Annotated in this window: 19 protein-coding genes; 17 read left to right on the forward strand and 2 right to left on the reverse strand. The window is 64.4% G+C overall.

Annotated features, from left to right (window positions below):
• Positions 1 to 2 precede the first annotated feature (2 nt).
• The 9 genes from gap (at position 3) to IF690_RS22590 (ending at position 11,429) form a co-directional block, all read left to right on the forward strand.
• Positions 3 to 1,007, forward strand: coding sequence for a type I glyceraldehyde-3-phosphate dehydrogenase (gene gap, locus IF690_RS22550; RefSeq protein WP_202697445.1), 1,005 nt, complete (start codon positions 3 to 5; stop codon positions 1,005 to 1,007).
• A 129-nt stretch (positions 1,008 to 1,136) separates the two neighbouring features.
• Positions 1,137 to 1,601 carry a methylglyoxal synthase gene (locus IF690_RS22555; RefSeq protein ID WP_202697446.1) on the forward strand — a complete coding sequence of 155 codons (465 nt, stop codon included), beginning with the start codon at positions 1,137 to 1,139 and terminating at the stop codon, positions 1,599 to 1,601.
• 73 nt (positions 1,602 to 1,674) lie between these two features.
• Positions 1,675 to 2,193: an RNA polymerase sigma factor gene (locus IF690_RS22560; protein WP_202697447.1), complete on the forward strand. Its 519-nt coding sequence runs from the start codon at positions 1,675 to 1,677 to the stop codon at positions 2,191 to 2,193.
• Between the two features lie 103 nt (positions 2,194 to 2,296).
• The gene (locus IF690_RS22565; RefSeq protein ID WP_502710154.1) at positions 2,297 to 3,280 is read left to right on the forward strand and encodes a FecR family protein; all 984 of its coding nucleotides are present in this window, start codon (positions 2,297 to 2,299) and stop codon (positions 3,278 to 3,280) included.
• A 356-nt stretch (positions 3,281 to 3,636) separates the two neighbouring features.
• Positions 3,637 to 6,231, forward strand: coding sequence for a TonB-dependent receptor (locus IF690_RS22570; RefSeq protein ID WP_202697448.1), 2,595 nt, complete (start codon positions 3,637 to 3,639; stop codon positions 6,229 to 6,231).
• A 142-nt stretch (positions 6,232 to 6,373) separates the two neighbouring features.
• The gene (locus IF690_RS22575; RefSeq protein WP_202697449.1) at positions 6,374 to 6,982 is read left to right on the forward strand and encodes a biliverdin-producing heme oxygenase; all 609 of its coding nucleotides are present in this window, start codon (positions 6,374 to 6,376) and stop codon (positions 6,980 to 6,982) included.
• 137 nt (positions 6,983 to 7,119) lie between these two features.
• Positions 7,120 to 7,521: a YbaN family protein gene (locus IF690_RS22580; protein WP_202697450.1), complete on the forward strand. Its 402-nt coding sequence runs from the start codon at positions 7,120 to 7,122 to the stop codon at positions 7,519 to 7,521.
• Positions 7,522 to 7,741: 220 nt separating this feature from the next.
• A complete protein-coding gene (locus tag IF690_RS22585) occupies positions 7,742 to 9,880 on the forward strand; it encodes a methyl-accepting chemotaxis protein (RefSeq protein ID WP_202697451.1) in 2,139 nt (712 codons plus the stop codon).
• Between the two features lie 199 nt (positions 9,881 to 10,079).
• Positions 10,080 to 11,429 (forward strand): CoA transferase, encoded by a 1,350-nt coding sequence (locus tag IF690_RS22590; protein WP_202697452.1) that lies wholly within the window; start codon positions 10,080 to 10,082, stop codon positions 11,427 to 11,429.
• A 193-nt stretch (positions 11,430 to 11,622) separates the two neighbouring features.
• Here the strand turns inward: IF690_RS22590 and IF690_RS22595 are convergent, their stop codons facing one another.
• Together IF690_RS22595 and arcD (IF690_RS22600) are read right to left on the reverse strand one after the other, a co-directional pair.
• Positions 11,623 to 12,480, reverse strand: a complete 858-nt coding sequence (locus tag IF690_RS22595; RefSeq protein WP_202697453.1) for a DNA-3-methyladenine glycosylase family protein — start codon at positions 12,478 to 12,480, stop codon at positions 11,623 to 11,625.
• Positions 12,477 to 13,904: an arginine-ornithine antiporter gene (arcD, locus tag IF690_RS22600; protein ID WP_202697454.1), complete on the reverse strand. Its 1,428-nt coding sequence runs from the start codon at positions 13,902 to 13,904 to the stop codon at positions 12,477 to 12,479. The genes IF690_RS22595 and arcD (IF690_RS22600) overlap by 4 nt, the downstream gene beginning before the upstream one ends.
• A gap of 449 nt (positions 13,905 to 14,353) precedes the next feature.
• Here arcD (IF690_RS22600) and arcD (IF690_RS22605) point away from each other — a divergent pair, with 449 nt between their 5' ends.
• The 8 genes from arcD (IF690_RS22605) to gcvP all read left to right on the forward strand — a co-directional run bounded on the left by arcD (IF690_RS22605) (position 14,354) and on the right by gcvP (position 25,202).
• A complete protein-coding gene (gene arcD / locus IF690_RS22605; RefSeq protein WP_202697455.1) occupies positions 14,354 to 15,781 on the forward strand; it encodes an arginine-ornithine antiporter in 1,428 nt (475 codons plus the stop codon).
• A gap of 36 nt (positions 15,782 to 15,817) precedes the next feature.
• Positions 15,818 to 17,074: an arginine deiminase gene (arcA, locus tag IF690_RS22610; protein WP_202697456.1), complete on the forward strand. Its 1,257-nt coding sequence runs from the start codon at positions 15,818 to 15,820 to the stop codon at positions 17,072 to 17,074.
• Between the two features lie 206 nt (positions 17,075 to 17,280).
• Positions 17,281 to 18,291, forward strand: a complete 1,011-nt coding sequence (locus IF690_RS22615) for an ornithine carbamoyltransferase (protein WP_202697457.1) — start codon at positions 17,281 to 17,283, stop codon at positions 18,289 to 18,291.
• Positions 18,292 to 18,423: 132 nt separating this feature from the next.
• Positions 18,424 to 19,353, forward strand: a complete 930-nt coding sequence (arcC, locus tag IF690_RS22620) for a carbamate kinase (RefSeq protein ID WP_023966830.1) — start codon at positions 18,424 to 18,426, stop codon at positions 19,351 to 19,353.
• Between the two features lie 61 nt (positions 19,354 to 19,414).
• On the forward strand, positions 19,415 to 19,777 hold the full coding sequence (locus IF690_RS22625) for a DUF5064 family protein (protein WP_202697458.1): 363 nt from the start codon (positions 19,415 to 19,417) through the stop codon (positions 19,775 to 19,777).
• Positions 19,778 to 20,008: 231 nt separating this feature from the next.
• Positions 20,009 to 21,517: a transcriptional regulator GcsR gene (gcsR, locus tag IF690_RS22630; protein ID WP_202697459.1), complete on the forward strand. Its 1,509-nt coding sequence runs from the start codon at positions 20,009 to 20,011 to the stop codon at positions 21,515 to 21,517.
• Between the two features lie 433 nt (positions 21,518 to 21,950).
• Positions 21,951 to 22,334: a glycine cleavage system protein GcvH gene (gene gcvH / locus IF690_RS22635; RefSeq protein ID WP_202697460.1), complete on the forward strand. Its 384-nt coding sequence runs from the start codon at positions 21,951 to 21,953 to the stop codon at positions 22,332 to 22,334.
• Positions 22,335 to 22,343: 9 nt separating this feature from the next.
• Positions 22,344 to 25,202 carry an aminomethyl-transferring glycine dehydrogenase gene (gcvP, locus tag IF690_RS22640; RefSeq protein ID WP_202697461.1) on the forward strand — a complete coding sequence of 953 codons (2,859 nt, stop codon included), beginning with the start codon at positions 22,344 to 22,346 and terminating at the stop codon, positions 25,200 to 25,202.
• The last annotated feature ends 120 nt before the right edge of the window (positions 25,203 to 25,322 follow it).

The following is a 25,322-nucleotide window of genomic DNA, read 5'->3' on the forward strand; positions in this document are numbered from 1 at the left end:
TAATGACTCTACGAATCGCAATCAATGGTTTTGGCCGCATCGGCCGCAACGTCCTGCGCGCACTTTATACCCAAGGCTATCGCCAGGATCTGCAGATCGTCGCCATCAACGATCTGGGCGATAGCTCGATCAATGCCCACCTGCTCAAATACGACACCGTCCACGGAACCTTCGACGCCGAGGTGCAGCACGATCAGGAAAGCCTGACCGTCAACGGCGACCGGATCGCCGTCAGCGCCATCCGCAATCCGGCCGAACTGCCCTGGGCCGCCGAGAAGATAGACGTCGTATTCGAATGCACCGGTCTGTTCACCGACCGTGCCAAGGCCGCCGCCCATATCAGCGCCGGCGCCCGCAAAGTGATCATTTCCGCCCCGGCCAAAGGCGCCGACGCCACCGTGGTGTATGGCGTGAACCACGACATTCTGCGCCAGTCGCACCAGATCATTTCCAACGCTTCGTGCACCACCAACTGCCTGGCGCCGGTGGCCCAGGTGCTGAACCGCGAGCTGGGCATCGAAAGCGGGCTGATGACCACCATCCACGCCTACACCAACGACCAGAACCTGACCGACGTCTACCACAGCGATCCGTACCGCGCCCGTTCGGCCACCCAGAACATGATCCCGAGCAAGACCGGCGCGGCCGAAGCCGTGGGCCTGGTGCTGCCGGAACTGGCGGGCAAGCTGACCGGCATGGCGGTGCGGGTTCCGGTGATCAACGTATCGCTGGTGGACCTGACCGTGCAGCTCAAGCGCAACACCACAAGCGAGGAGGTCAACGCCCTGCTCAAGAGCGCCAGCCAGCACTCGAAGATCCTGGGCTACAACAGCCTGCCGCTGGTCTCCAGCGACTTCAACCACAACCCGCTGTCGTCGATCTTCGACGCCAATCACACCAAGGTCAGCGGCGGCAAGCTGCTCAAGGTACTGGCCTGGTACGACAACGAGTGGGGCTTCTCCAACCGCATGCTGGATAACTGCCTGGCGCTGTGCAGCGCCGAGTAAGCCCACGGCCTGCGGCGCGGGAGCTGCCGCAGGCTGCGATCTTTTGATCTTCACATTCGAGGTTCAAGCGCGCAAAGATCGCAGCCTCGGCAGCTCCTGCAGATTCCCTCCCTCCAGGAGCCGCCACCGATGATCGGTATCAGCTTCACCCAGGCCAGCATGGCGGCGCGCAAGCGCATCGCCCTGGTGGCCCACGACCACTGCAAGAGTTTCCTCCTGGACTGGGCCGAGCGGCAGAAAGACAGGCTCGCCGAGCACGATCTGCTGGCCACCGGCACCACCGGCCAGTTGCTGCACCAGCGCCTGGGCCTGCCGGTGGAAAGCATGATCAGCGGCCCCCTGGGCGGCGACCAGCAGCTCGGCGCGCGAATCGCCGAGCAGCGGGTGGACATGCTGGTGTTCTTCTGGGACCCCTTCGAACCCCAGCCCCACGATCCAGACATCAAGGCCCTGCTGCGGGTCGCGGCGGTCTGGAACATCCCCGTGGCCTGCAACGAATGCAGCGCCGACTACCTGCTCAGCAGCCCGCTGATGGAGCAGGTGCACAGCTACCGGATTCCGGACTACCCGGCCTACCTCTCAGGGCGTCGATGATTCACTCAGGACTTGACCGCTGACGCAGATGATAAGCATTATCATCTGTTGAAAAAATCAGCCAGGTCCTGTTGTGAGCCAATCCCGCTTCAATCATGTCTTTCTCACCCAGCGCGTTTCGCTGCTGCGCACGCTGGAGCGGATGGTCAACAACCCCAGCACCGCCGAGGACCTGTTGCAGGAAACCTACCTGCGCGTGACCCGGGCCCTGAACGAACGGGCCATCGACCACCTCGAACCCTTCGTCTTCCAGACTGCCCGCAACCTGGCGCTCGACCACCTGCGCGCGCGCCGCATCCAGGCCCGCACCCTGCTCGAAGATGTGCCGCTGGACGTGGTCGAAAGCGTGGCCGCGCCCCTGAGCAGCGCCGAGGATGCCACCCATGCCGAACAGTTGCTGGAACGCTTGAACATGAGCCTTGCCCAACTCAGCCCGCGCCAACAGCAGATCTTCATCCTCAGCCGCCTGCACGGCCACAGCTACCTGGAGATCGCCGAGAAGCTCGAAGTCTCCCAGAGCACCGTGCAAAAGGAACTGAAGCTGATCATGGCCATCTGCATCGGCGTCGCCGAGCGCTTGAACGGTCATTGAGGCCCAGCCGGGCGGGCATCAGCCGCAGCCCTTTGCTACCCTTGACCGCCCTGCGCTCTTCATCCAAAAAACAGCCGTGCACAGACACCGCCGAGGAACACCCGTGACGGACATCCACCGCCCCCCGCCGACCGCCCAGGACGAGGAAACCTCCCCTCCCTGCGCCGCGGACCAAGCCATGGACCAGGCCCTGGACTGGTTGATCCGGCTGGAGAATCCGAGCCCCGAGCAGACCCGGCAATTCCATGACTGGCTGAACGCCTCGCCCCTGCACAGCGCAGCCTTCGACAAGGCCCAGGCAATCTGGAACGGTCCGCAGGTGGTGCGCTGCGCACAGAGCCTGGACAGGCAAAAAAACAAGGTCGGCACGCTGTCGCGCCTGCGTCCGCACTGGCGGCCCTTGGCGGTCGCGGCAGTGCTGATCCTCGGCCTGTTCAGCTTCAGCAACCTGCCACTGCGCCTGCAGGCCGATCACCTGACCCTGGTCGGCGAGCGCCAGCGCCTGCAGTTGGAGGACGGCTCGAAAGTCCTGCTCAACACCAACTCGGCATTCTCCAGCACCATCGACGAGCGCCAGCGCGTGGCCCGCCTGTACCAGGGCGAAGCCTTCTTCGAGATCCCCGCCAGCCGCGGCCAGCCGCTGGAACTCGATGTCGGCCCGGTACGTGCCAGCGTGCGCGACACTGCCTTCGCCGTGCGTTACCTGGACGGCGTGGCCCAGGTGCGGGTGCAGCGTGGCGACGTCGACCTGCGCGCTACCCACGACGATGCCCGGGTGCGCCTGTCGGCCGGCGAAAGCATCCGCATCGGCCCCAACGGTTTCGACCGCCCGGCCAAGCTCGACCTCGACAAGGACCTGGCCTGGGTCCAGGGCCGGCTGGTGTTCGAGAACTGCCCACTGAACCAGGTGCTGGCCGAGTTGCGCCGGTATTACCCGGGCTGGATCGTCAACAACAACGAGCGTCTGGCCGATGTCGCGGTTACCGGCAACTATCGTCTCGACCAGCCGCTGGATGTGGTGCGCTCCCTGGCTCACATCACCTCGGCGCGCCTGCGGGAGTTCCCTGCACTGGTGATTCTCAACTAGCCTCTGCACGAAAACTGGCTGCGCGCTGGGCGCCTTCGGCGCTACGCAAAAACAGGCTCGTGCGCGAGTCCGATCGGAATGCTCATGCAGGCCCCTACAGTCGGGCGCGACCCCGGCCGTTCCTCGCCTGTTTTGATTCGCTGCGCTCACCCTCCGGGCCAGCCTTCGGCTGTTACTCCCATTGGTCGTTGCGCCTTGCCTGACCTTCGCTCGCCAACCTTTCGTATTGAGGCTGGCGCATTTATTTTTACGCGATCGCTGTCGGTCGTTCGTCTCGTTATAGCCAATGCAATTGATTCGCATTAAATATGCGAAATCAGCACCTATAAAGATTCGTGCGACACGGAGCGCTATCGATGTCCTCTCGCCTCAACAGCCGGTCCTCTTCATCTTCCCGCCAGGCCCGCCTGCAGAACTGCACGCTGTCCCTGCTGACCGCCGCCATCCTGCTGGCCGGAACCGCGCCAGTCATGGCCGCCACTGCCGGGGCCAAGGCCCTGCCGACACGCAACATGGGCGACTACAGCTTCGCCATCGACCAGCAGCCGCTGGTGTCGGCGCTGAACGCCTTTAGCGCCGTCACCGGCTGGCAGGTCGGCCTGCCGGCGGAGCTGGGCGAAGGCATCGCTTCCCCGGGCGTGCGCGGCTCGCTGCCGCCGGAAAAAGCCCTGGACCGCCTGCTGATGGGCACCCACCTGAGCTACCGCAAGCTGGGCGCCAACAACATCGTCCTGGAAAAGCGCGCCAGCGGCGGCGCCCTGAACCTGCAACAGGTGACCATCAGCGCCACGCGCCAGGAACAGGACGTCAACAGCGTGCCCAGCACCGTGACCGTGCATGACCGCCAGGACCTGGACCGCAACAACGTCAACACCATCAAAGAGCTGGTGCGCTACGAGCCGGGCGTTACGGTCGGCGGTGCCGGCCAGCGTGGCGGCATCAGCGGCTACAACATCCGCGGCATCGACGGCGACCGCATCCTGACCCAGGTCGACGGCGTGGAGATTCCCAACGGCTTCTTCAACGGCCCCTATGCCAAGACCCAGCGCAACTACGTCGACCCGGAAATCGTCAAGCGCGTGGAGATCCTCCGCGGCCCGGCCTCGGTGCTGTACGGCAGCAACGCCATCGGCGGCGCGGTCAGCTACTTCACCCTCGACCCGGACGACATCATCAAGCCCGGCCAGGACGTCGGCGCCCGCCTGAAGACTGGCTACAGCTCGGCCGACGACAGCTGGCTGAAATCCGCCACCGTGGCCGGGCGCAGCGGCCAGTTCGACGGCCTGCTGCACTTCAGCCAGCGCGACGGCCACGAAACCGACTCCTACGGCAGCAACAACGGCACCGGCCTGGCGCGCACCGCCGCCAACCCGGAAGACGTGCGCACCACCAACGTACTGGCCAAGGCCGGCTGGAACTATGCCGACGACGCGCGCCTGGGCCTGACCTACGAGAAGTACAAGGACGACCGCGACACCCACCAGAAAAGCGCCGTGGGCGGCCCGTTCAACGCCGGCCAGCCGCTGGGCATGTACCGTTCGCGTACCGGTAACGACACCATCACCCGCGAACGCTTCGGCCTGGACAACCGCTTCGCCCTCGATAGCCTGCTGGCCGACCACGTGAAGTGGAGCCTGAACTACCAGATCGCCAAGACCGACCAGAGCACCCTGGAAAACTACTTCCCGTTCACCCGCAACGTCATGCGCAGCCGCGAAACCCTCTACCAGGAAAAGCAGTGGGTCTTCGACGCCCAGGCCGACAAGGCCTTCGCCATCGGCGAAACCGAGCACCTGCTGACCTACGGCACCACCCTCAAGCAGGAAAAGGTCACCGGCTCGCGCAGCGGCAGCGGCACCTGCCTGGCGGTCGGTCGCGGTTGCACGGCGGTCGGCGCCATCAGCCCGTCCGACGTACTGAAGAAGTCCAGCGACTTCCCGGACCCGACCCTCGACACCTACAGCCTGTTCGCCCAGGACCAGATCAGCTGGAACAAGTGGACCTTCCTGCCGGGCCTGCGCTACGACTACACCCGGCTCAAGCCGCACATCACCCAGGCGTTCCTCAACACCGTGGCCGCCGATGGCCAGGGTGAAGTGAGCGACCAGAACAAGACCTGGCATCGGGTATCGCCCAAGTTCGGCCTGACCTACGCCCTGACCGACCAGTACACCTGGTACGGCCAGTACGCCGAGGGTTTCCGCACCCCGACCGCCAAGGCGCTGTACGGCCGCTTCGAGAACACCACCACGGGCTACCGCGTGGCGCCGAACTCGAACCTCAAGCCGGAGAAAAGCCAGAGCTACGAAACCGGCCTGCGCGGCCACTTCGAGTCCGGCCACTTCGACGTGGCGGTGTTCTATAACAAGTACCGCGACTTCATCAACGAAGACGCGGTGACCCCGGGCTACGACGAGCTGACGTTCCAGAGCAACAACATCAAGCACGCCACCATCAAGGGCGTGGAAGTCAAGGGCCGGCTCGACCTCGACGCCCTGGGCGCGCCGCAGGGCCTGTACACCCAGGGTTCGGTGGCCTACGCCTACGGTCGCAACAACGACACCGGCGAACCCTTGAACGCGGTCAACCCGCTGACCGGCGTGTTCGGCCTGGGCTACGACCAGGACCACTACGGCGCCCTGCTCAGCTGGACCCTGGTCAAGAAGAAAGACCGCGTCGACAGCAGCAGCTTCAAGACCCCGGATGGCACCAGCAGCCAGTTCAAGACCCCAGGCTACGGCGTGCTCGACCTGACCGGTTTCTACAAGGTCAGCGACGACGTCACCGTCAGCGCCGGCGTCTACAACCTGGCCGACAAGAAGTACTGGCTGTGGGACGACGTGCGCGGCTACGACAGCGTCGGCGAAGCCGCGGTGCTGAGCCCGGCCAACCTCGACCGCCTGACCCAGCCGGGTCGCAACTTCGCGGTCAACCTGATCTGGGACATCTGACCCGCTCTACCTCACTGCGCTTTTCGATGGAGCGCAGTGAGGATTTTTTACGGTGCCGCGTCTTCTTGTTCGTCTAGTTAGCAAGTGCTTCTCATTTCAAGCAGCTCTCGTTTTCAGTAGCTCATTTACCAAGGACATCGTCATGACCCCCCAGGATTCCCCACAGCGCCCGAGCCTGCGCTCCCAGCGCCTGAACCAGATCACCCACGAGCCCCATGCCAGGCTCGACGCCCTGGTCAAGGCCCACGCGCCGTTCGAAAGCGCCAGCAGCTTTGCCCGCTTCGTCGTCGCCCAGTACCTGTTCCAGTCCGAACTGGTCGCCCTCTACAACGACCCGGCGCTGATCGCCATCGTCCCGGACCTGGCAGAGCGTTGCCGCGCCGAAGCGGCCAAGGCCGACCTGGCGGACCTGGAGACCGAAGTCCCGGCCCCGGTGACGGGCGCGGTGCAGAACCCGAGCAAGGCCGAAGCCCTGGGCTGGCTGTTCGTCTCCGAAGGCTCCAAGCTGGGCGCGGCGTTCCTGATCAAGCGCGCGGTGGGCCTGGGCCTTAGCGAAACCTTCGGTGCCCGGCACCTGGCCGAGCCGGCGGGCGGTCGCGCCGCAGGCTGGAAGTCCTTCACCCGCACCCTCGACGGCCTGGCATTCAGCGCCGAAGAAGAAGCCGCGGCGGAAAAAGGCGCGCTGGATGCCTTCAATCGCTTTACCGTGCTGCTGGAAAAGGCCTACGACACGGCGCCTGAACCGGCCTGATATTTCTTCGCGAGCAAGCTCGCTCCTACAATGGGCGCGTGAACCATACCCCTCGGTAGGAGCAAGCTTGCTCGCGATAACCATTACCCTGCCCCTTGCGGATTGAGCCCCATGCTCGCTACCTCATCGTCGAACCCATGACCGGTACAACCCGATCCCCGTCCAAGGCCTCCCGCCTGTTCTTCGGTTGTCTGGCTTACGTCAGCCTGGCCATCGGCCTGATCGCCATCGTCGTGCCCGGCCTGCCGACCACCGAATTCGTGCTCCTCGCCGCCTGGGCCGCGACCAAAAGCTCGCCACGCCTGAGCGCCTGGATGGAAAACCATCGCCTGTTCGGCCCCATCCTGAGCAACTGGCGCAACGGCCGGATCATCAGCCGCCAGGCCAAGGTCAGCGCCACCGTCAGCATGTTGCTGTGCGCCGGCCTGATGCTGAGCCTGCTCACTCATCACTGGACCCTGTACCTGGCACTGGCCGGCATGGGCCTGGGCAACCTGTGGATCTGGTCGCGCCCGGAGGCTCTGGCCCCGGCCTCCTGATTCCTCGGCAAGAGCCGCCGGTCGACGCCTCGGTTGCCCGCGACAGGCCCTCCGGCGAAACCTCCCTCCTCCCCGTTTATGTCAAACACATGACCGCTCGTCGGCTTTTTCTCAGGCAAATGCCGCTCAAGCCGATGTTCCGGGCATGGCGCTAAATGGACTTGGCGACCGGAGTCATTCGACTCACCGCTCACCACCCGTCCATTCGCGAGATCGCCCCATGTTCGACGCTCTGTCCATTCGCCTGAAAATCGTGCTGTTGTCCGGACTCTGCCTGCTCGGCGTGGTGGGCCTGATCGTCGGGATGAACATCTACCAGACCAACCAGAACGATCAGTTGGTCGGCAGTTCCAGTTCGCGAATGCTCACCGACAGCGTGCAGAACCTGCTGCAGGCCCGGGCCGCCGAGCAGGCGGTGCGGGTGCAGAAAACCTTTGGCGAGAGCCTGCTGGTGATCACCGCCCTGGCCGACCAGATCAACGACCTGCGGGCCATGGCCGGCAAGCGTTCGCTGGACGCCGCGGCGCTGCGCGAAGAGCTCAACCACAGCCTGAAAACCGCCTTCGAACGCAACACCAAAGTGCTGGGCATCTGGCTGGCCTACGAGCCCAACGCCCTCGACGGCAAGGACAGCGAGTTCGCCAACGACGCCGGCCGTGCCTCCAACGAAGCCGGGCGCTTCGCCAGTTACTGGAGCCGTGCCGGTGGCACCGGGCTGAACACGGTGATGGTCGAAGAGGACATGAACAAGACCACCCTGAGCGTCAGCGGCACCCCCTACAACAGCTGGTACACCTGCCCGCGCGACAGCAAGCGCACCTGCCTGCTCGACCCGTACGCCGACACCGTGGGCGGCAAGCTGATGCTGATGACCACCATTTCCCTGCCGCTGATCGTCGACGGCAAAGCCATAGGCGTGGTCGGCGTGGACATCGCCCTGGATGCCCTGCAGGCCGCGGCCGCCGAGTCCCAGCGCGGGCTGTTCGACGGTGCCGGGCACATGCTGATCGTCGCCGGCGGCGGCATCCTCGCCGCCTACAGCAACGATGCGGCCAAGGTCGGCAAGGGCATCGCCGACACCCTCGGCGCCGAAGGCAAGGATGTGCTGCAACTGCTGGCTGGCAATACCCCGAAAATCCTCAAGCAGGGCGACCTGATCCGCGCCGTGTATCCGGTCAGCCCGATCGCCGACGCCCGCCCCTGGGGCGTGGTGATCGACCTGCCGGAGCAGGTGCTGCTAGCCAACACCGTGAAACTCCAGAGCGTGCTCGACGATGCCCAGGCCCAGGGCACCCTGGTGTCCCTGCTGGTGGCGGCGGTCGCCGGCGTGATCGGCCTGCTGCTGATCTGGCTGACCGCCTCCGGCGTGACCCGGCCGATCAACAGCGTCGCGCAGATGCTCAAGGAAATCGCCAGCGGCGACGGCGACCTGACCCAGCGCCTGAAGTACAGCAAGCAAGACGAACTGGGCAAGCTGGTGGGCTGGTTCAACCGCTTCCTCGACAAGCTGCAACCGACCATCGCGCAGATCAAGCAGAGCATCACCGACGCCCGCGGCACCGCCGACCAGTCCTCGGAGATCGCCCGCCAGACCAGCGAAGGCATGCAAGTGCAGTTCCGCGAAATCGACCAGGTGGCCACTGCTTCCAACGAAATGAGCGCCACCGCCCACGACGTCGCCAACAGTGCTTCGAACGCCGCCAACGCCGCCCGTGGCGCCGACCAGTCGGCCAAGGACGGCATGACTATCATCGAGCGCAGCACCCGCGACATCAGCACCCTGGCCGAGGAAGTCAGCAAGGCGGTGGTCGAGGTCGAAGCCCTGGCGGTCAACAGCGAACAGATCGGCTCGGTGCTGGAAGTGATCCGCAGCATTGCCGAACAGACCAACCTGCTGGCCCTCAACGCCGCCATCGAAGCGGCGCGCGCCGGGGAAAGCGGCCGCGGCTTCGCGGTGGTCGCCGACGAGGTGCGCAACCTGGCCAAGCGCACCCAGGATTCGGTGGAAGAAATCCGCGTGGTGATCGAGCGCATCCAGAGCGGCACCCGGGGCGTGGTGGCGACCATGCATTCGAGCCAGGCCCAGGCCCAGAGCAACGCCGGGCAGATCCAGCAAGCGGTGCAGGCCCTGGGCAAGATCAGCGACGCGGTCACCGTGATCAGCGACATGAACCTGCAGATCGCCAGCGCCGCCGAACAGCAGAGCGCGGTGGCCGAAGAGGTCAACCGCAACGTCTCGGCGATCCGCAGCGTGACCGAATCCCTCACCGAGCAGGCCACCGAGTCGGCCCAGGTCAGCAGCCAGCTCAACGCCCTGACCACCCAACAGATGAAGTTGATGGACCAGTTCCGGGTTTGACCCTCGCCTCTGTAGGACTGTAGGAGCGAAGCTTGCTCGCGATGAACCGGAGCGCGCCGCATTGAGCCAGTGAGTGCGCGCCATCGTTGACGACCATCGCGAGCAAGCTCGCTCCTACAGGTAGCCCTTGCTCCATCACAAGGCTGCGGCGCTGCACTTTTTTGATCTATGCTGCCCCCTCTCTTGCGGAGGGCCTGCAATGACCGATGTGCTGTCGTCTGTTCAAGCCGCGCTTGGCTTGCCTCTGACCCCGATTGCCTTGACCTCGAGCGGCGCCCTGCCCTCGGCCTTCGCCGTGACCGAACTGGCCAGCGCCAGCATCGCCGCGGCCGGCCAAGCGGCGGCCGGGCTGCTGTTCAGCCAGACCGGGCGCATGCCTGCCCTGAGCGTCGACCGACGCCTGGCCTCCTTCTGGTTCGCCACTTCCCTGCGGCCGCTGGGCTGGAGCGTGCCGCCGCTGTGGGACCCGGTCGCCGGCGACTACGCCACCCGGGACGGCTGGATTCGCCTGCACACCAATGCGCCCCATCATCGCCAGGCGGCCGAACAGGTGCTCGGCCGGGTCGCGGACCGGCCGGCCATGGCCGCCAAGGTTGCGCAGTGGAACAAGAGCGACCTGGAGCAGGCGGTGGTCGAGGCAGGCGGCTGCGCTGCGCAAATGCGCAGTTGGGCCGAGTGGCAAGCCCATCCCCAGGGGCAGGCCGTGAATGCCGAGCCCCTGGTGCATTACGTGAAGCAAGGTGCAGACGCCGCGCAGCCCTGGCGTGGATCGCTGTCACGCCCCCTGGCCGGGATCAAGGTGCTGGACCTGACCCGGGTACTGGCCGGTCCCATCGCCAGCCGCTTTCTGGCCGGGCTGGGCGCCGATGTGCTGCGCATCGACCCACCGGAGTGGAACGAGCCCGGCGTGGTCCCGGAAGTCACCCTGGGCAAACGCTGCGCCCGCCTGAACCTTCACGACGCCGCCGATCGCCAGGTCTTCGAAGGCCTGCTGGGGGAAGCCGACCTGCTGCTGCACGGCTACCGCGCCGATGCCCTGGAACGCCTCGGCTACGGTGCGGCCGAGCGCCAGCGCCTCGCCCCGGGGCTGATCGATGTATGCCTGAATGCCTATGGCTGGAGCGGCCCCTGGCAGAACCGCCGTGGCTTCGACAGCCTGGTGCAGATGAGCAGCGGCATTGCCGAGGCCGGCCAGCGCTGGCAGCAGGCCGATAAACCGGTACCGCTGCCGGTGCAGGCCCTGGACCACGCCACCGGCTACCTGATGGCCGCCGCCGCGATCCGCACCCTGAACGAACGACTGAAAAGCGGGGCCGTCGGCAGCGCACGGTTGTCGCTGGCACGGACCGCCAAGCTGTTAATCGAGCACGCCCATGGCAACGCCGAGCCCGCCTTGCGTGCCGAAGACCTGGACGATCAGGGCTTGCTGGTGGAGCAGACCTCCTGGGGCCCGGCCCATCGCCTGCAAGTGCCCTTGCAGATCAGCGGCACGCCCCTGCAATGGGCTTACCCCGCCAGCGATCTGGGCGCCCATCGCCCGAAATGGTGAGCCTGTAACGCGTAACCTGTAGCCGCTGCCGAGCCTGCGAGGCTGCGATCGGCCGCGCAGCGGCCGTAAAACAGGCCATGCGTTATTTCTTCTATACATACCGCGTGCACAGGGTTGGCGAGGACTACGTCGGAATGCCGCCCACCTCGATCGCAGCCTCGCAGGCTCGGCAGCGGCTACGGGTGCGAGGGGATTACAAGGCCGTCCACAAATGCTGCGCCGCGTAACCGCGCCAAGGCCGCCAGGCCTCGGCGCGGGCCAGCAACTGGCTGGCGCTGACAGGCCCGCCTTCGAGCGCCGCCAGGGCATTGAGCAGGCCCACGTCGGCTGCGGGAAAGGCATCCGCTTCGCGGAACTGGCGCAGGGCCACGTAATGCGCGGTCCAGTCGCCAACGCCCCATAGCGCCCGCAAGGCGGACAGGCTCTGTTCGAGGCTGGCCTTGGGGGCAAACAGCTGCGGATCGTCGAGCAGCGCCTGCGCCACACCGGACAGGGTTCGCCCCCGGCTGCGCGGCATGCCCAGGCTTGCCAGGTCGGCGCCGGCCATTCGCCCCGGCTCGGGAAACACATGGCTCAACCCCGCTGGCGCCCCCACGCAGCCCAGCGGCTGGCCATATTGCGCCACCAGCTTGCCCGCCAGGCGGATGGCCGCTGCCACCGTGATCTGTTGCCCCAGCACCGCACGCACCGCCAGCTCGAAACCGTCCCAGGCACCGGGCACGCGCAACCCCGGTCGCGAGGCGATCAAGCGGGCCATCAGCGGGTCGGCGGACAGTTGCCGGTGAATCGGCGCCAAGTCAGTGTCCAGGTCCAGCAGGCGGCGGATGCGCGCAACGATCCGCGCCTGGGCTTGCGGGTCGGGAAAGTCCAGGGTCAGGGCCAGCGCAGCGCTGTCGCCAGGGCTCACGCTGAACCAGCCGTGCACACCATCGAGGCTGATGCTGCGCGAATAGCAGTCGCCGCTGACGGTCTCCATTCCCTCGATAGCCCGCGCCCGGAGAAAGGCCAGCATCGCCGGCCAGTCATAAGGCGCCTGGTAAGCCAGCCTCATAGCGACAGCACACCGCTGTACAGGCCATAGGCGGCCACCAGGGCGCCTATGACCACTGCGGCGAAAATGCCCTTCTCGATGCCGGTGAACAACGGCTCGCCCTGCTCGCGCTTGGCCTTGGCGAACAGGATCACCCCGGGGGCGTACAGCAGGGCCGACAGCAGCAGGTACTTGACCCCGCCGGCGTACAGCAGCCAGACCGCGTAGCACAGGGCAACCCCGCCGATAAGCAGGTCTTTCATGCGTTCGGCCGAAGCGTGCTCGTAGGTTTCGCCACGGCCGCTGAGCAACACCGCATAGGCCGCCGACCACAGGTAAGGCACCAGGATCATCGACGAGGCGAGGTAGATCAGGCTGGTGTAGGTCCCGGCGGAGAACAGGGTGATCAGCAGGAACACCTGGATCATGCTGTTGGTCAGCCACAGGGCATTGACCGGCACATGGTTGGCGTTTTCCTTTTTCAGGAAGGCCGGCATGGTCCGGTCGCGGGCCGTGGCGAACAGGATCTCGGCACACAGCAGTGCCCAGGACAGCAAGGCACCGACCAGGGAAACCGTCAGGCCGATGCTGATCAGCAACGCGCCCCAGGGGCCGACTATGTGCTCCAGTACCGCCGCCAGCGACGGGTTCTGCAAGGTCGCCAGCTCCGGCTGGCTCATGATGCCCAGGGACAGCACATTGACCAGCACCAACAGGGCCAGCACACCGATGAAGCCGATCACCGTAGCCCGGCCGACGTCCGCGCGCTTCTCGGCCCGGGCCGAATAGACGCTGGCGCCTTCGATGCCGATGAACACGAAGACCGTGACCAGCATCATGTTGCGCACCTGGTCCATCACCCCACCGAAGTTCGGGTTGCCGCGGCCCCAGATGTCGCGGGTGAAAATGTCCGCCTTGAACGCCACCGCGGCAATCACGATGAACATCACCAACGGCACGATCTTGGCCACGGTGGTCAGTTGGTTGATGAAGGCCGCTTCCTTGATCCCGCGCAGCACCAGGAAATGCACGGCCCACAGCAGCAGCGAGGCACAGGCGATGGCCACCGGGGTGTTGCCCTGGCCAAACACCGGGAAGAAATAGCCCAGGGTGCTGAACAGCAGCACGAAGTACCCCACGTTGCCCAGCCAGGCGCTGATCCAGTAACCCCAAGCCGAAGAAAAGCCCATGTAGTCGCCGAAGCCTGCCTTGGCGTAGGCATACACCCCGGAGTCGAGCTCGGGCTTGCGGTTGGCCAGGGTCTGGAAGACGAAGGCCAGGGTCAGCATGCCCACGGCGGTGATCGCCCAACCGATGAGGATTGCTCCCGCGTCGGCCCGGGCCGCCATGTTCTGCGGCAAGGAAAAGATCCCGCCGCCAATCATCGAACCCACCACCAGGGCGATCAGGGCGCCGAGCCGCAGTTTTTGCGTGGTCTGTGGCATGCCTACCTCTGCATCCAGTCCAATTGTCCGACAACAAACTATATGAAATTAAACAACTTCCACAGGCTGGCAACGGACTAAAAGAGTCAATTATTGATCCTTTATGGAACAGTCGACCTGACAAAGATCAGAACATACTGAATACCTGCGTTTTTTATCAGGCATAACACCTGAATGCCATCAGCGCACCGGGCATCTTTATAACTTTCTAACTAGTTGCGCATTCTGGAAAGCGGGCTAGCTTCAATCTGGCGCCAATGAGAAGACCTTTCATCAAGCGCCCACAGGCCTTCTGGAATGGTGCTTCCAGACTTCCCGCCAGTTTCCGCAAAGACAGCTTAAGTCATTCATTCACAATGGAATGTAGCGATGACCTGATCTAAATCAGCTGTTCGGATTTTTCGCAGTTTTACTCTGACGCCTCTCTTCTCCTGCAATGGAGTCATGCAATGCCTGACACTTCCGGAAAGCTAAGACTTGGTGCGTTAGTCGCCTTGGTAGTCGGCTCGATGATTGGCGGCGGGATCTTTTCCTTGCCACAGAACATGGCGGCAAGTGCCGATGTAGGCGCCGTTCTTATTGGTTGGGCTATTACCGCTGTCGGTATGTTGACGCTGGCCTTCGTCTTCCAGACCCTGGCCAATCGCAAACCCGATCTGGACGGCGGTGTCTACGCCTATGCCAAGGCCGGCTTCGGTGACTACATGGGCTTTTCTTCGGCCTGGGGTTACTGGATCAGCGCCTGGCTGGGCAACGTGGGGTACTTCGTACTCTTGTTCAGCACCCTGGGCTACTTCTTCCCGCTATTTGGGGAGGGGAATACTCCTGCCGCGGTCATCGGCGCCTCGCTGCTGCTGTGGGCCGTGCACTTCCTGGTGCTGCGCGGGATCAAGGAAGCGGCCTTCATCAACCTGGTGACCACGGTCGCCAAGGTGGTGCCGCTGCTGCTGTTCGTGCTGATCGCCCTGTTCGCCTTCAAGCTGGACATCTTCACCGCGGACATCTGGGGCATGAAGAACCCCGACCTGGGCAGCGTGATGAACCAGGTGCGCAACATGATGCTGGTCACCGTCTGGGTGTTCATCGGCATCGAAGGCGCGAGCATCTTCTCCTCCCGCGCGGAAAAACGCTCGGACGTGGGCAAGGCCACCGTGATCGGTTTCATCACCGTGCTGCTGTTCCTGGTGCTGGTGAACGTGCTGTCGCTGGGCATCATGACCCAGCCGGAACTGGCGAAGCTGCAGAACCCGTCGATGGCGGCGGTGCTGGAGCATGTGGTCGGCCACTGGGGCGCGGTGCTGATCAGCGTCGGCCTGATCATCTCGCTGCTGGGGGCGCTGCTGTCGTGGGTATTGCTGTGCGCGGAGATCATGTTCGCCGCCGCCCGCGACCACACCATGCCGGAGTTCCTGCGCAAGGAGAACGCCAAGCACGTGCCGGTCAACGCCCTGTGGCTGACCAACGCCATGGTGCAGATCTTCCTGGTCATCACCCTGTTCTCGGCCAGTACCTACCTGTCGCTGATCTACCTCGCCACCTCGATGATCCTGGTGCCCTACCTGTGGTCGGCGGCCTATGCCGTGCTGCTGGCGGTACGCAGCGAAACCTACGAGGCGGCCCTGGCCGAACGCAAGAAAGACCTGTTGATCGGGGTGATAGCCCTGCTCTACGCGATCTGGCTGCTGTACGCCGGCGGGGTCAAGTACCTGCTGCTCTCCGCCCTGCTCTACGCCCCCGGCGCGATCCTGTTCGCCAAGGCCAAGCGGGAGCTGGGCAAACCGATTTTCACCAACGTCGAGAAGCTGATTTTCACCGCAGTGGTCATAGGCGCCCTGGTGGCCGCCTACGGGCTCTACGACGGCTTCCTGACCCTGTAACCGCACGATTGTTTCTACCTCTGGAGGATCCCTGTAATGACCACGGAAAAAGTTAAGTACGGCGTCCATTCCGAAGCCGGCAAACTGCGCAAAGTCATGGTCTGCTCCCCAGGCCTGGCCCATCAGCGGCTGACCCCGAACAACTGCGATGAACTGCTGTTCGACGATGTGATCTGGGTCAACCAGGCCAAGCGCGACCATTTCGACTTCGTCACCAAAATGCGCGAGCGTGGGGTCGAAGTCCTGGAAATGCACAACCTGCTGACCGATACGGTGCAGAACCCCGAAGCCCTGAAGTGGATTCTGGATCGCAAGATCACCCCTGACACCGTCGGCGTCGGCCTGACCAACGAAGTACGCAGCTGGCTCGAAAGCCTGGAGCCGCGCAAGCTGGCCGAGTTCCTGATCGGTGGCGTGGCCGGCGAGGACCTGCCGGAAAGCGAAGGCGCCAGCGTGATCAAGATGTACCGCGACTACCTGGGCCACTCCAGCTTCCTGCTGCCGCCGCTGCCCAACACCCAGTTCACCCGCGACACCACCTGCTGGATCTATGGCGGCGTGACGCTCAACCCCATGTACTGGCCGGCCCGGCGCCAGGAAACCCTGCTGGCCAGCGCCATCTACAAATTTCACCCCGAGTTCACCCACGCCGACTTCGAGATCTGGTACGGCGACCCGGACAAGGATCACGGCCAGGCCACCCTCGAGGGCGGCGACGTCATGCCGATCGGCAATGGCGTGGTGCTGATCGGCATGGGCGAGCGGACCTCGCGCCAGGCCATCGGCCAGCTTGCACAATCCTTGTTCGCCAAGGGCGCGGTGGAAAAAGTCGTGGTCGCCGGCCTGCCGAAATCCCGCGCAGCGATGCACCTGGACACCGTGTTCAGCTTCTGTGACCGCGACCTGGTCACGGTCTTTCCGGAAGTGGTCAAGGAAATCGTGCCGTTCGTCATCCGCCCCGACACCAGCAAGCCCTATGGCATGGACGTGCGACGGGAGGACAAATCGTTCATCGAGGTGGTGGCCGAGTCCCTCAACCTCAAGCAACTGCGCGTGGTGGAAACCGGCGGCAACAGTTTCGCCGCTGAACGCGAGCAGTGGGACGACGGCAACAACGTGGTGGCCCTGGAACCGGGCGTGGTCATCGGCTATGACCGCAACACCTACACCAACACCCTGCTGCGCAAGGCCGGGGTGGAAGTGATCACCATCAGCGCCAGCGAACTCGGCCGGGGCCGTGGCGGCGGCCACTGCATGACCTGCCCGATCATCCGCGACCCGATCGACTACTAATTAATCAACCACTACCCGACGCTGTGAAAGCGTAGCGAGCGCAGGAAAGACAAGGCAAAAACAGGCGAGGAACGGTTGGAGCCGCACTCGACTCCACGGGTTGCAAATGAGCATCCCGAGCCTGTTTTTAACGCCGTATTTCGAGCGTAACGCCGAAGGCGAACAGCCTGCGGTAGCTTTCACAGTGTCGGGAAAGGAGATCCATCATGGCTTTCAATATCCACAACCGTAACCTGCTGAGCCTCGAACACCACACCGCGCGCGAACTGCGCTATCTGCTCGACCTGTCCCGCGATCTCAAGCGCGCCAAGTACACCGGCACCGAGCAGCAGCACCTCAAGGGCAACAACATCGCCCTGATCTTCGAGAAAACCTCGACCCGGACCCGTTGCGCCTTCGAGGTCGCCGCCTATGACCAGGGCGCCAACGTCACCTACATCGACCCGAACTCGTCGCAGATCGGCCACAAGGAAAGCATGAAGGACACCGCCCGTGTGCTCGGGCGCATGTACGACGCCATCGAGTACCGCGGCTTCAAGCAGGAAATCGTCGAAGAACTGGCGAAGTTCGCCGGGGTGCCGGTGTTCAACGGCCTGACCGACGAATACCACCCGACCCAGATGATCGCCGACGTGCTGACCATGCGCGAGCACGCCGACAAGCCGATCCACGACATCAGCTATGCCTACCTGGGCGACGCCCGCAACAACATGGGCAACTCGCTGCTGCTGGTGGGCGCCAAGCTCGGCATGGACGTGCGCATCTGCGCGCCAAAGGCCCTGTGGCCCCATGACGATCTGGTCAGCCGTTGCAAGCAATACGCGCAAGAAAGCGGTGCCCGCATCACCCTGACCGAAGACCCGAAAGCCGCGGTCAAGGGCGTCGACTTCATCCACACCGACGTCTGGGTATCGATGGGCGAGCCAGTGGAAGCCTGGGCCGAACGTATCCAGCAACTGCTGCCGTACCAGGTCAACGCCGAGCTGATGAAGGCCACCGGCAACCCACGGACCAAGTTCATGCACTGCCTGCCGGCGTTCCACAACAGCGATACCAAGGTCGGCAAGCAGATCGCCGAGCAGTATCCGCACCTGGCCAACGGCATCGAAGTGACCGACGACGTGTTCGAGTCGCCGGCCTGCATCGCCTTCGAGCAAGCGGAAAACCGCATGCACACCATCAAGGCGATCCTGGTCTCGACCCTGGCCGACCTGTAACCACCACGCCCGGGACAATCTCCCGGGACCTGTAGGAGCGAGGCTTGCCCGCGATGGCGTCATACCTGACACCCCATGATCGCAGGCATGCCGCGCGCCCACGGGATCACCGAATTCAGGAAGGAATGCATTATGCGTATCGTCGTCGCATTGGGCGGCAACGCCCTGCTCCGCCGTGGTGAACCCATGACCGCGGACAATCAACGCGCCAATATCCGGATCGCCACCGAACAGATCGCCAAGATCCATCCCGGCAACCAGCTGGTGATCGCCCACGGCAATGGCCCGCAGGTCGGCCTGCTGTCGCTGCAGGCGGCGGCCTACACCTCGGTGTCGCCTTACCCGCTGGACGTGCTCGGCGCCGAAACCGAAGGCATGATCGGCTACATCATCGAACAGGAACTGGGCAACCTGCTGGACTTCGAAGTGCCCTTCGCCACCCTGCTGACCCAGGTCGAGGTCGACGCCAAGGACCCGGCATTCCAGAACCCGAGCAAGCCCATCGGACCGGTCTACAGCAAGGAAGAAGCACAAAAGCTGGCCAAGGAAAAAGGCTGGGCCATCGCCCCCGATGGCGACAAATACCGCCGCGTGGTGGCCAGCCCGAAACCCAAGCGCATCTTTGAAATCCGCCCGATCAAATGGCTGCTGGAAAAGAGCAGCATCGTGATCTGTGCCGGCGGTGGCGGCATCCCGACCCTGTACGGCGAGGATGGCAAGCTCAAGGGCATCGAGGCGGTGATCGACAAGGACCTGTGCTCGGCGCTGCTGGCCGAGCAGCTGGAAGCCGATCTGCTGGTGATCGCCACCGACGTCAACGCGGCCTTTATCGACTGGGGCAAGCCGTCGCAGAAAGCCATTGCCCAGGCACACCCGGACGAAATGGAAAAGCTCGGCTTCGCCGCCGGCTCCATGGGACCGAAGGTCCAGGCGGCCTGCGAGTTCGCCCGCCATACTGGAAAGGTCGCGGTGATCGGTTCACTCTCGGACATCGAAGCGATCGTCCAGGGCAAGGCCGGTACGCGCATCAGCACGGCCCAGCCGGGCATCACCTACCGATAAGAGAAACTCAGGGTGCAGGCTCCCGGCCTGCCCCTCTCCCATGCCTTGAAAGGAGAGAACCATGGCCCAGTTCGAACCCGGTCATTTGCACATCGAGCGACACGCGCTGAACAAGGACGATGTCAGCTACAACATCTGTATCGACTACGAAGTCGCGCAGGATCCCAAGGAAGGCAAAGGGATGCAGTTCAAGATGCACGGAACGATTCAGGGCAAGACGGTCGATGAACCGTTCTTCCTGCCCAAGGACCAGGCGTACAACTTCGCCAGCAACGTGACGAAAATCGCCGAGAAATACGGGATTCCCAAGGCGCTGAGCAGCATCGGTTCGCTGCACAAATACTACGACGCGATGTTCGAGGATGTGCGGGTGCAGTTGAACGTGAAATCCGGGGACCCCGTCAACCCCGAACACCTCGAATGACCCCAGCCCGTGGGTCGCGGGCTTCCCTGCCCGCTTGCTTGCAGGAGCGAGGCTTGCCCGCGATCATCGTCAACGATGACGCGGGCAGCCTGATACGCCGCGGCGTGCTTGGGTTCATCGCGAGCAAGCTCGCTCCTACAAGGGTGGTGTGGCAACACGGCGAATTTCACCAAACAGCGTCCGCCAAGGCATACTTGCCACCCTCCGTTTTGCAGAAACCTTGTCCGCCCCATGCGCATCCACGTCAGCTTTATCGACCGCGTCGGTATCACCCAGGAAGTCCTGGCCCTGCTCGGTGGGCGCAACCTCAACCTGGATGCGGTGGAAATGGTGCCGCCCAACGTCTACATCGACGCCCCGACCCTCAGCCCACAGGTGCTGGAAGAGCTGCGCGACGCGCTGTTCAGCGTGCGCGGCGTGCAGGCGGTGACGGTGGTCGACATCCTGCCCGGCCAGCGCCGCCACCTGCAGCTCGACGCCCTGCTGGCGGCGATGACCGACCCGGTGCTGGCCCTGGACAGCGCTGGCAAGGTGCTGCTGGCCAACCCGGCGCTGATTGCCCTGTATGGCCGCGAGCCGGCCGGGGAAAGCGTGGCCGAGCTGTTCGACGACCCGGCGCTGCTGGAAACCCTGCTGGAACAGGGCTTTCGCCTGCCCCTGCGGGAAATCACCCTCAATGGCCAGACCCTGCTGCTGGACGCCACGCCGATCACCGATGCCGGCGCGCTGCTGACCCTGTATCAGCCCAATCGCATCGGCGAACGCCTGTCGGCCCTGCACCACGACCATGCCGAAGGCTTCGATGCCCTGCTCGGCGACTCCCCGGCCATCCGCACCCTCAAGGCCCGCGCCCAGCGCGTCGCCGCGCTGGATGCGCCGCTGCTGATCCAGGGTGAGACCGGTACCGGCAAGGAACTGGTGGCCCGGGCCTGCCACGCCATCAGTGCGCGACACGGCGCACCGTTTCTCGCGCTGAACTGCGCCGCCCTGCCGGAAAACCTCGCCGAAAGCGAGCTGTTCGGCTATGCGCCCGGCGCCTTCACCGGCGCCCAGCGCGGCGGCAAGCCGGGGCTGATGGAGCTGGCCAACCAGGGCACGGTGTTTCTCGACGAGATCGGCGAAATGTCGCCCTACCTACAGGCCAAGCTGCTGCGTTTCCTCAACGACGGCAGCTTTCGCCGGGTGGGGGGCGACCGTGAGATCAAGGTCAATGTACGGATCCTCAGCGCCACCCACCGCGACCTGGAAAAGATGGTCGCCGAGGGCAGCTTTCGCGAAGACCTGTTCTATCGCCTCAACGTGCTGAATGTGGAAGTACCGCCCCTGCGCGAGCGCGGCCAGGACATTCTGTTGCTGGCGCGCTATTTCATGCAGCAGGCCTGCGCGCAGATCCAGCGCCCGGTCTGTCGCCTGGCGCCCGGCACCTATCCGGCGCTGCTGGGCAACCGCTGGCCAGGCAACGTGCGCCAGCTGCAGAACGTGATCTTCCGCGCAGCGGCAATCTGCGAAAGCAGCCTGGTGGACATCGGCGACCTGGATATCGCCGGCACCTCGGTGGCGCGCCAGAACGACACCGAAGTCGAAAGCCTGGAACAGGCCGTCGAGGCGTTCGAGAAGGCGCTGCTGGAAAGCCTGTACGTCAACTATCCCTCGACCCGCCAGCTGGCCAGCCGCCTGCAGACCTCCCACACCGCCATCGCCCATCGCCTGCGCAAGTACGGCATCCCCAACAAGCCCTGAACCGCCGCGGCTTTTGATGTTGTAGTCGCTGCCGCAGGCTGCGATCGCTCCCGCAGGGAGCGCAAGATCTCAAGATCGCGAAGGCCTTCGGCCTTATCGCAGCCTGCGGCAGCGGCTACAAGTGGCATAGCCGCACCTGAAAGCGACCTCCACCTGTACTGAAAGCGCTACAGCGGAACGATATCGATACAGTCGATTGTAATCGGCGCTACGCAAGGCTTTGATCCCCATAGGCTTTTCCCTGCCCCTCCAGCCGTAGCGATTTCGCTACAGCCGGAGGCCTTCGCTCAACATTAAAAACACATAACTCATTGATTAATAACAACTAAAAAACATTGGCCGCATTTTTGCTAAGGACTTATCCATTCAGCTCGGCCCTGCACGAGCATTCAATCGCGTCCACCAGACGAATCTGGCCCCTTGAGGAGTTTCCATGAGCGAGTTGCGTTTTACTGAAGATCACGAATGGCTGCGTACCGAAGCCGATGGCAGCATTACCGTCGGCATCACGGCTTTCGCGCAAGACGCCCTGGGCGATGTGGTGTTCGTGCAATTGCCGGAACTGCAGGCCTACGACAAGGGCGCCGAAGCCGCCACCGTGGAATCGGTAAAAGCCGCCAGCGGCGTGTACATGCCCCTGGACGGGGAAGTGGTGGAAACCAACCCGGCCCTGGACGCCAGCCCCGAGTTGGTCAACGAAGACCCGCTGGGCGACGGCTGGTTCTTCCGTTTCATTCCCGCAGATGCCGCCGCTGTCGGCCAACTGCTGGATCAGGACGCCTACGACCGCCTGATCAAAGCCAACGCCGACGCCTGAGGAGCCGCCATGACTCAAGTCAACCTGAGCACCGCCAACGAATTCATCGCGCGCCACATCGGCCCGCGCCAGGACGACGAGCAAGCCATGCTCAACAGCCTGGGCTTCGATTCCCTGGAAGCCCTGAGCGCCAGCGTGATCCCCGACAGCATCAAGGGCACCAGCGTCCTCGACCTGCCCGCCGGGCAGAGCGAAGCCGACGCACTGGCCTCGATCAAGGCCATCGCCGCCAGGAACCAGCTGTCCAAGACCTACATCGGCCAGGGCTACTACAACTGCCACACGCCGTCGCCGATCCTGCGCAACCTCCTGGAAAACCCGGCCTGGTACACCGCCTACACCCCGTACCAGCCGGAAATCTCCCAGGGCCGCCTGGAAGCGCTGCTGAACTTCCAGACCCTGATCAGCGACCTCACCGGCCTGCCGATCGCCAACGCTTCCCTGCTCGACGAAGCCACCGCCGCCGCCGAAGCCATGACCTTCTGCAAGCGCCTGAGCAAGAACAAGGGCAGCCACGCCTTCTTCGCCTCCAGCCATTGCCACCCGCAAACCCTCGACGTGCTGCGCACCCGTGCCGAACCGCTGGGCATCGACGTAGTGGTCGGCGACGAGCGCAAACTGACCGACGTCAGCCCGTTCTTCGGCGCCCTGCTGCAATACCCGGCGAGCCATGGCGACCTGTTCGACTACCGCGAGCTGACCGAGCGCTTCCACGCCGCCAATGCCCTGGTGGCGGTCGCCGCCGACCTGCTGGCGCTGACCGTGCTGACCCCGCCGGGCGAATTCGGCGCCGACGTGGCCATCGGCAGCGCCCAACGCTTCGGCGTGCCGCTGGGCTTCGGTGGCCCGCATGCGGCCTACTTCTCCACCAAGGACGCGTTCAAGCGCGATATGCCGGGCCGCCTGGTCGGGGTGTCCGTGGACCGTTTCGGCAAGCCGGCGCTGCGCCTGGCGATGCAGACCCGCGAGCAACATATCCGTCGCGAGAAAGCCACCAGCAACATCTGCACCGCCCAGGTGCTGCTGGCCAACATCGCCAGCATGTACGCCGTGTACCACGGCCCCAAAGGCCTGACCCGGATTGCCCGGCGCATCCACCAGTTGACCGCGATCCTGGCCCAGGGCCTGAGCAAGCTGGGGATCAAGGTCGAGCAGGAAAGCTTCTTCGACACCCTGACCCTGCACACCGGCGCGCGCACTTCGGCGCTGCACGACAAGGCCCGCGCCCAGCGCATCAACCTGCGGGTGATAGACGCCGAGCGCCTGGGTCTGTCCCTCGATGAAACCACCGGCCAGGCCGATGTAGAAGCCCTGTGGAGCCTGCTGGCCGACGGTCAGGCGCTGCCGGACTTCGCCGCGCTGGCCAGCACGGTACAAAGCCGTATCCCGGCGCCGCTGGCGCGCCAGTCGGCGATCCTCAGCCACCCGGTGTTCAATCGCTACCACTCGGAAACCGAGCTGATGCGCTACCTGCGCAAACTGGCGGACAAGGACCTGGCCCTGGATCGCACCATGATCCCGCTGGGTTCGTGCACCATGAAGCTCAACGCCGCCAGCGAAATGATCCCGATCACCTGGGCCGAGTTCGGTGCCCTGCACCCGTTCGCCCCGGCCGAGCAAAGCGCCGGCTACCAGCAACTGACATCCGAACTGGAAGCCATGCTCTGCGCCGCCACCGGCTACGACGCGGTGTCCCTGCAGCCGAACGCCGGCTCCCAGGGTGAATACGCCGGCCTCTTGGCCATTCGCGCCTATCACCAGAGCCGGGGCGACGACCGTCGCGACATCTGCCTGATCCCTTCGTCCGCCCACGGCACCAACCCGGCCACCGCCAACATGGCCGGCATGCGCGTGGTGGTCACTGCCTGCGACGCCCGTGGCAACGTCGATATCGAAGACCTGCGGGCCAAGGCCATCGAGCACCGCGAGCACCTCGCCGCGCTGATGATCACCTACCCGTCGACCCACGGCGTATTCGAGGAAGGCATCCGCGAAATCTGCGGCATCATTCATGACAACGGCGGCCAGGTGTACATCGATGGCGCCAACATGAACGCCATGGTCGGCCTCTGCGCCCCGGGCAAGTTCGGCGGCGACGTGTCGCACCTGAACCTGCACAAGACCTTCTGCATTCCCCACGGCGGTGGCGGCCCGGGCGTCGGCCCGATCGGCGTCAAGTCGCACCTGGCGCCGTTCCTGCCTGGCCACGCGGCCATGGAACGCAAGGAAGGCGCGGTCTGCGCCGCACCGTTCGGCAGCGCGAGCATCCTGCCGATCACCTGGATGTACATCCGCATGATGGGTGGCGAAGGCCTCAAGCGTGCCTCGCAGCTGGCGATCCTCAATGCCAACTACATCTCTCGTCGCCTGGAAGAGCACTACCCGGTGCTCTACACCGGCAGCAACGGCCTGGTGGCCCACGAGTGCATCCTCGACCTGCGCCCGCTCAAGGACAGCAGCGGCATCAGCGTCGACGACGTCGCCAAACGCCTGATCGACTTCGGTTTCCACGCCCCGACCATGTCGTTCCCAGTGGCCGGCACCCTGATGATCGAGCCGACCGAAAGCGAGTCCAAGGAAGAGCTGGACCGCTTCTGCGACGCCATGATCCGCATCCGCGAAGAAATCCGCGCGGTGGAAAACGGCAGCCTGGACAAGGACGACAACCCGCTGAAAAACGCCCCGCACACCGCAGCGGAAATCGTTGGCGAGTGGTCGCACCCCTACAGCCGTGAACAGGCGGTGTACCCGGTGGCCTCGTTGATCGAAGGCAAGTACTGGCCTCCGGTCGGCCGCGTCGACAACGTGTTCGGCGACCGCAATCTGGTGTGCGCCTGCCCGTCGATCGAAAGCTATCAGGACGCCTAAGACGGCATCGCCGTCCATCGCGGGCAAGCCTCGCTCCCAGGGTTTCTGCGTATACCTGTAGGAGCGAGCTTGCTCGCGATGAGCCTGAGAGTGTTGTGCAGCTTCAAGGGCTTCGCGCCA

The organism is Pseudomonas sp. SK3(2021) (assembly GCF_016772375.1).
Taxonomy (GTDB): Bacteria; Pseudomonadota; Gammaproteobacteria; order Pseudomonadales; family Pseudomonadaceae; genus Aquipseudomonas; species Aquipseudomonas chlororaphis_I.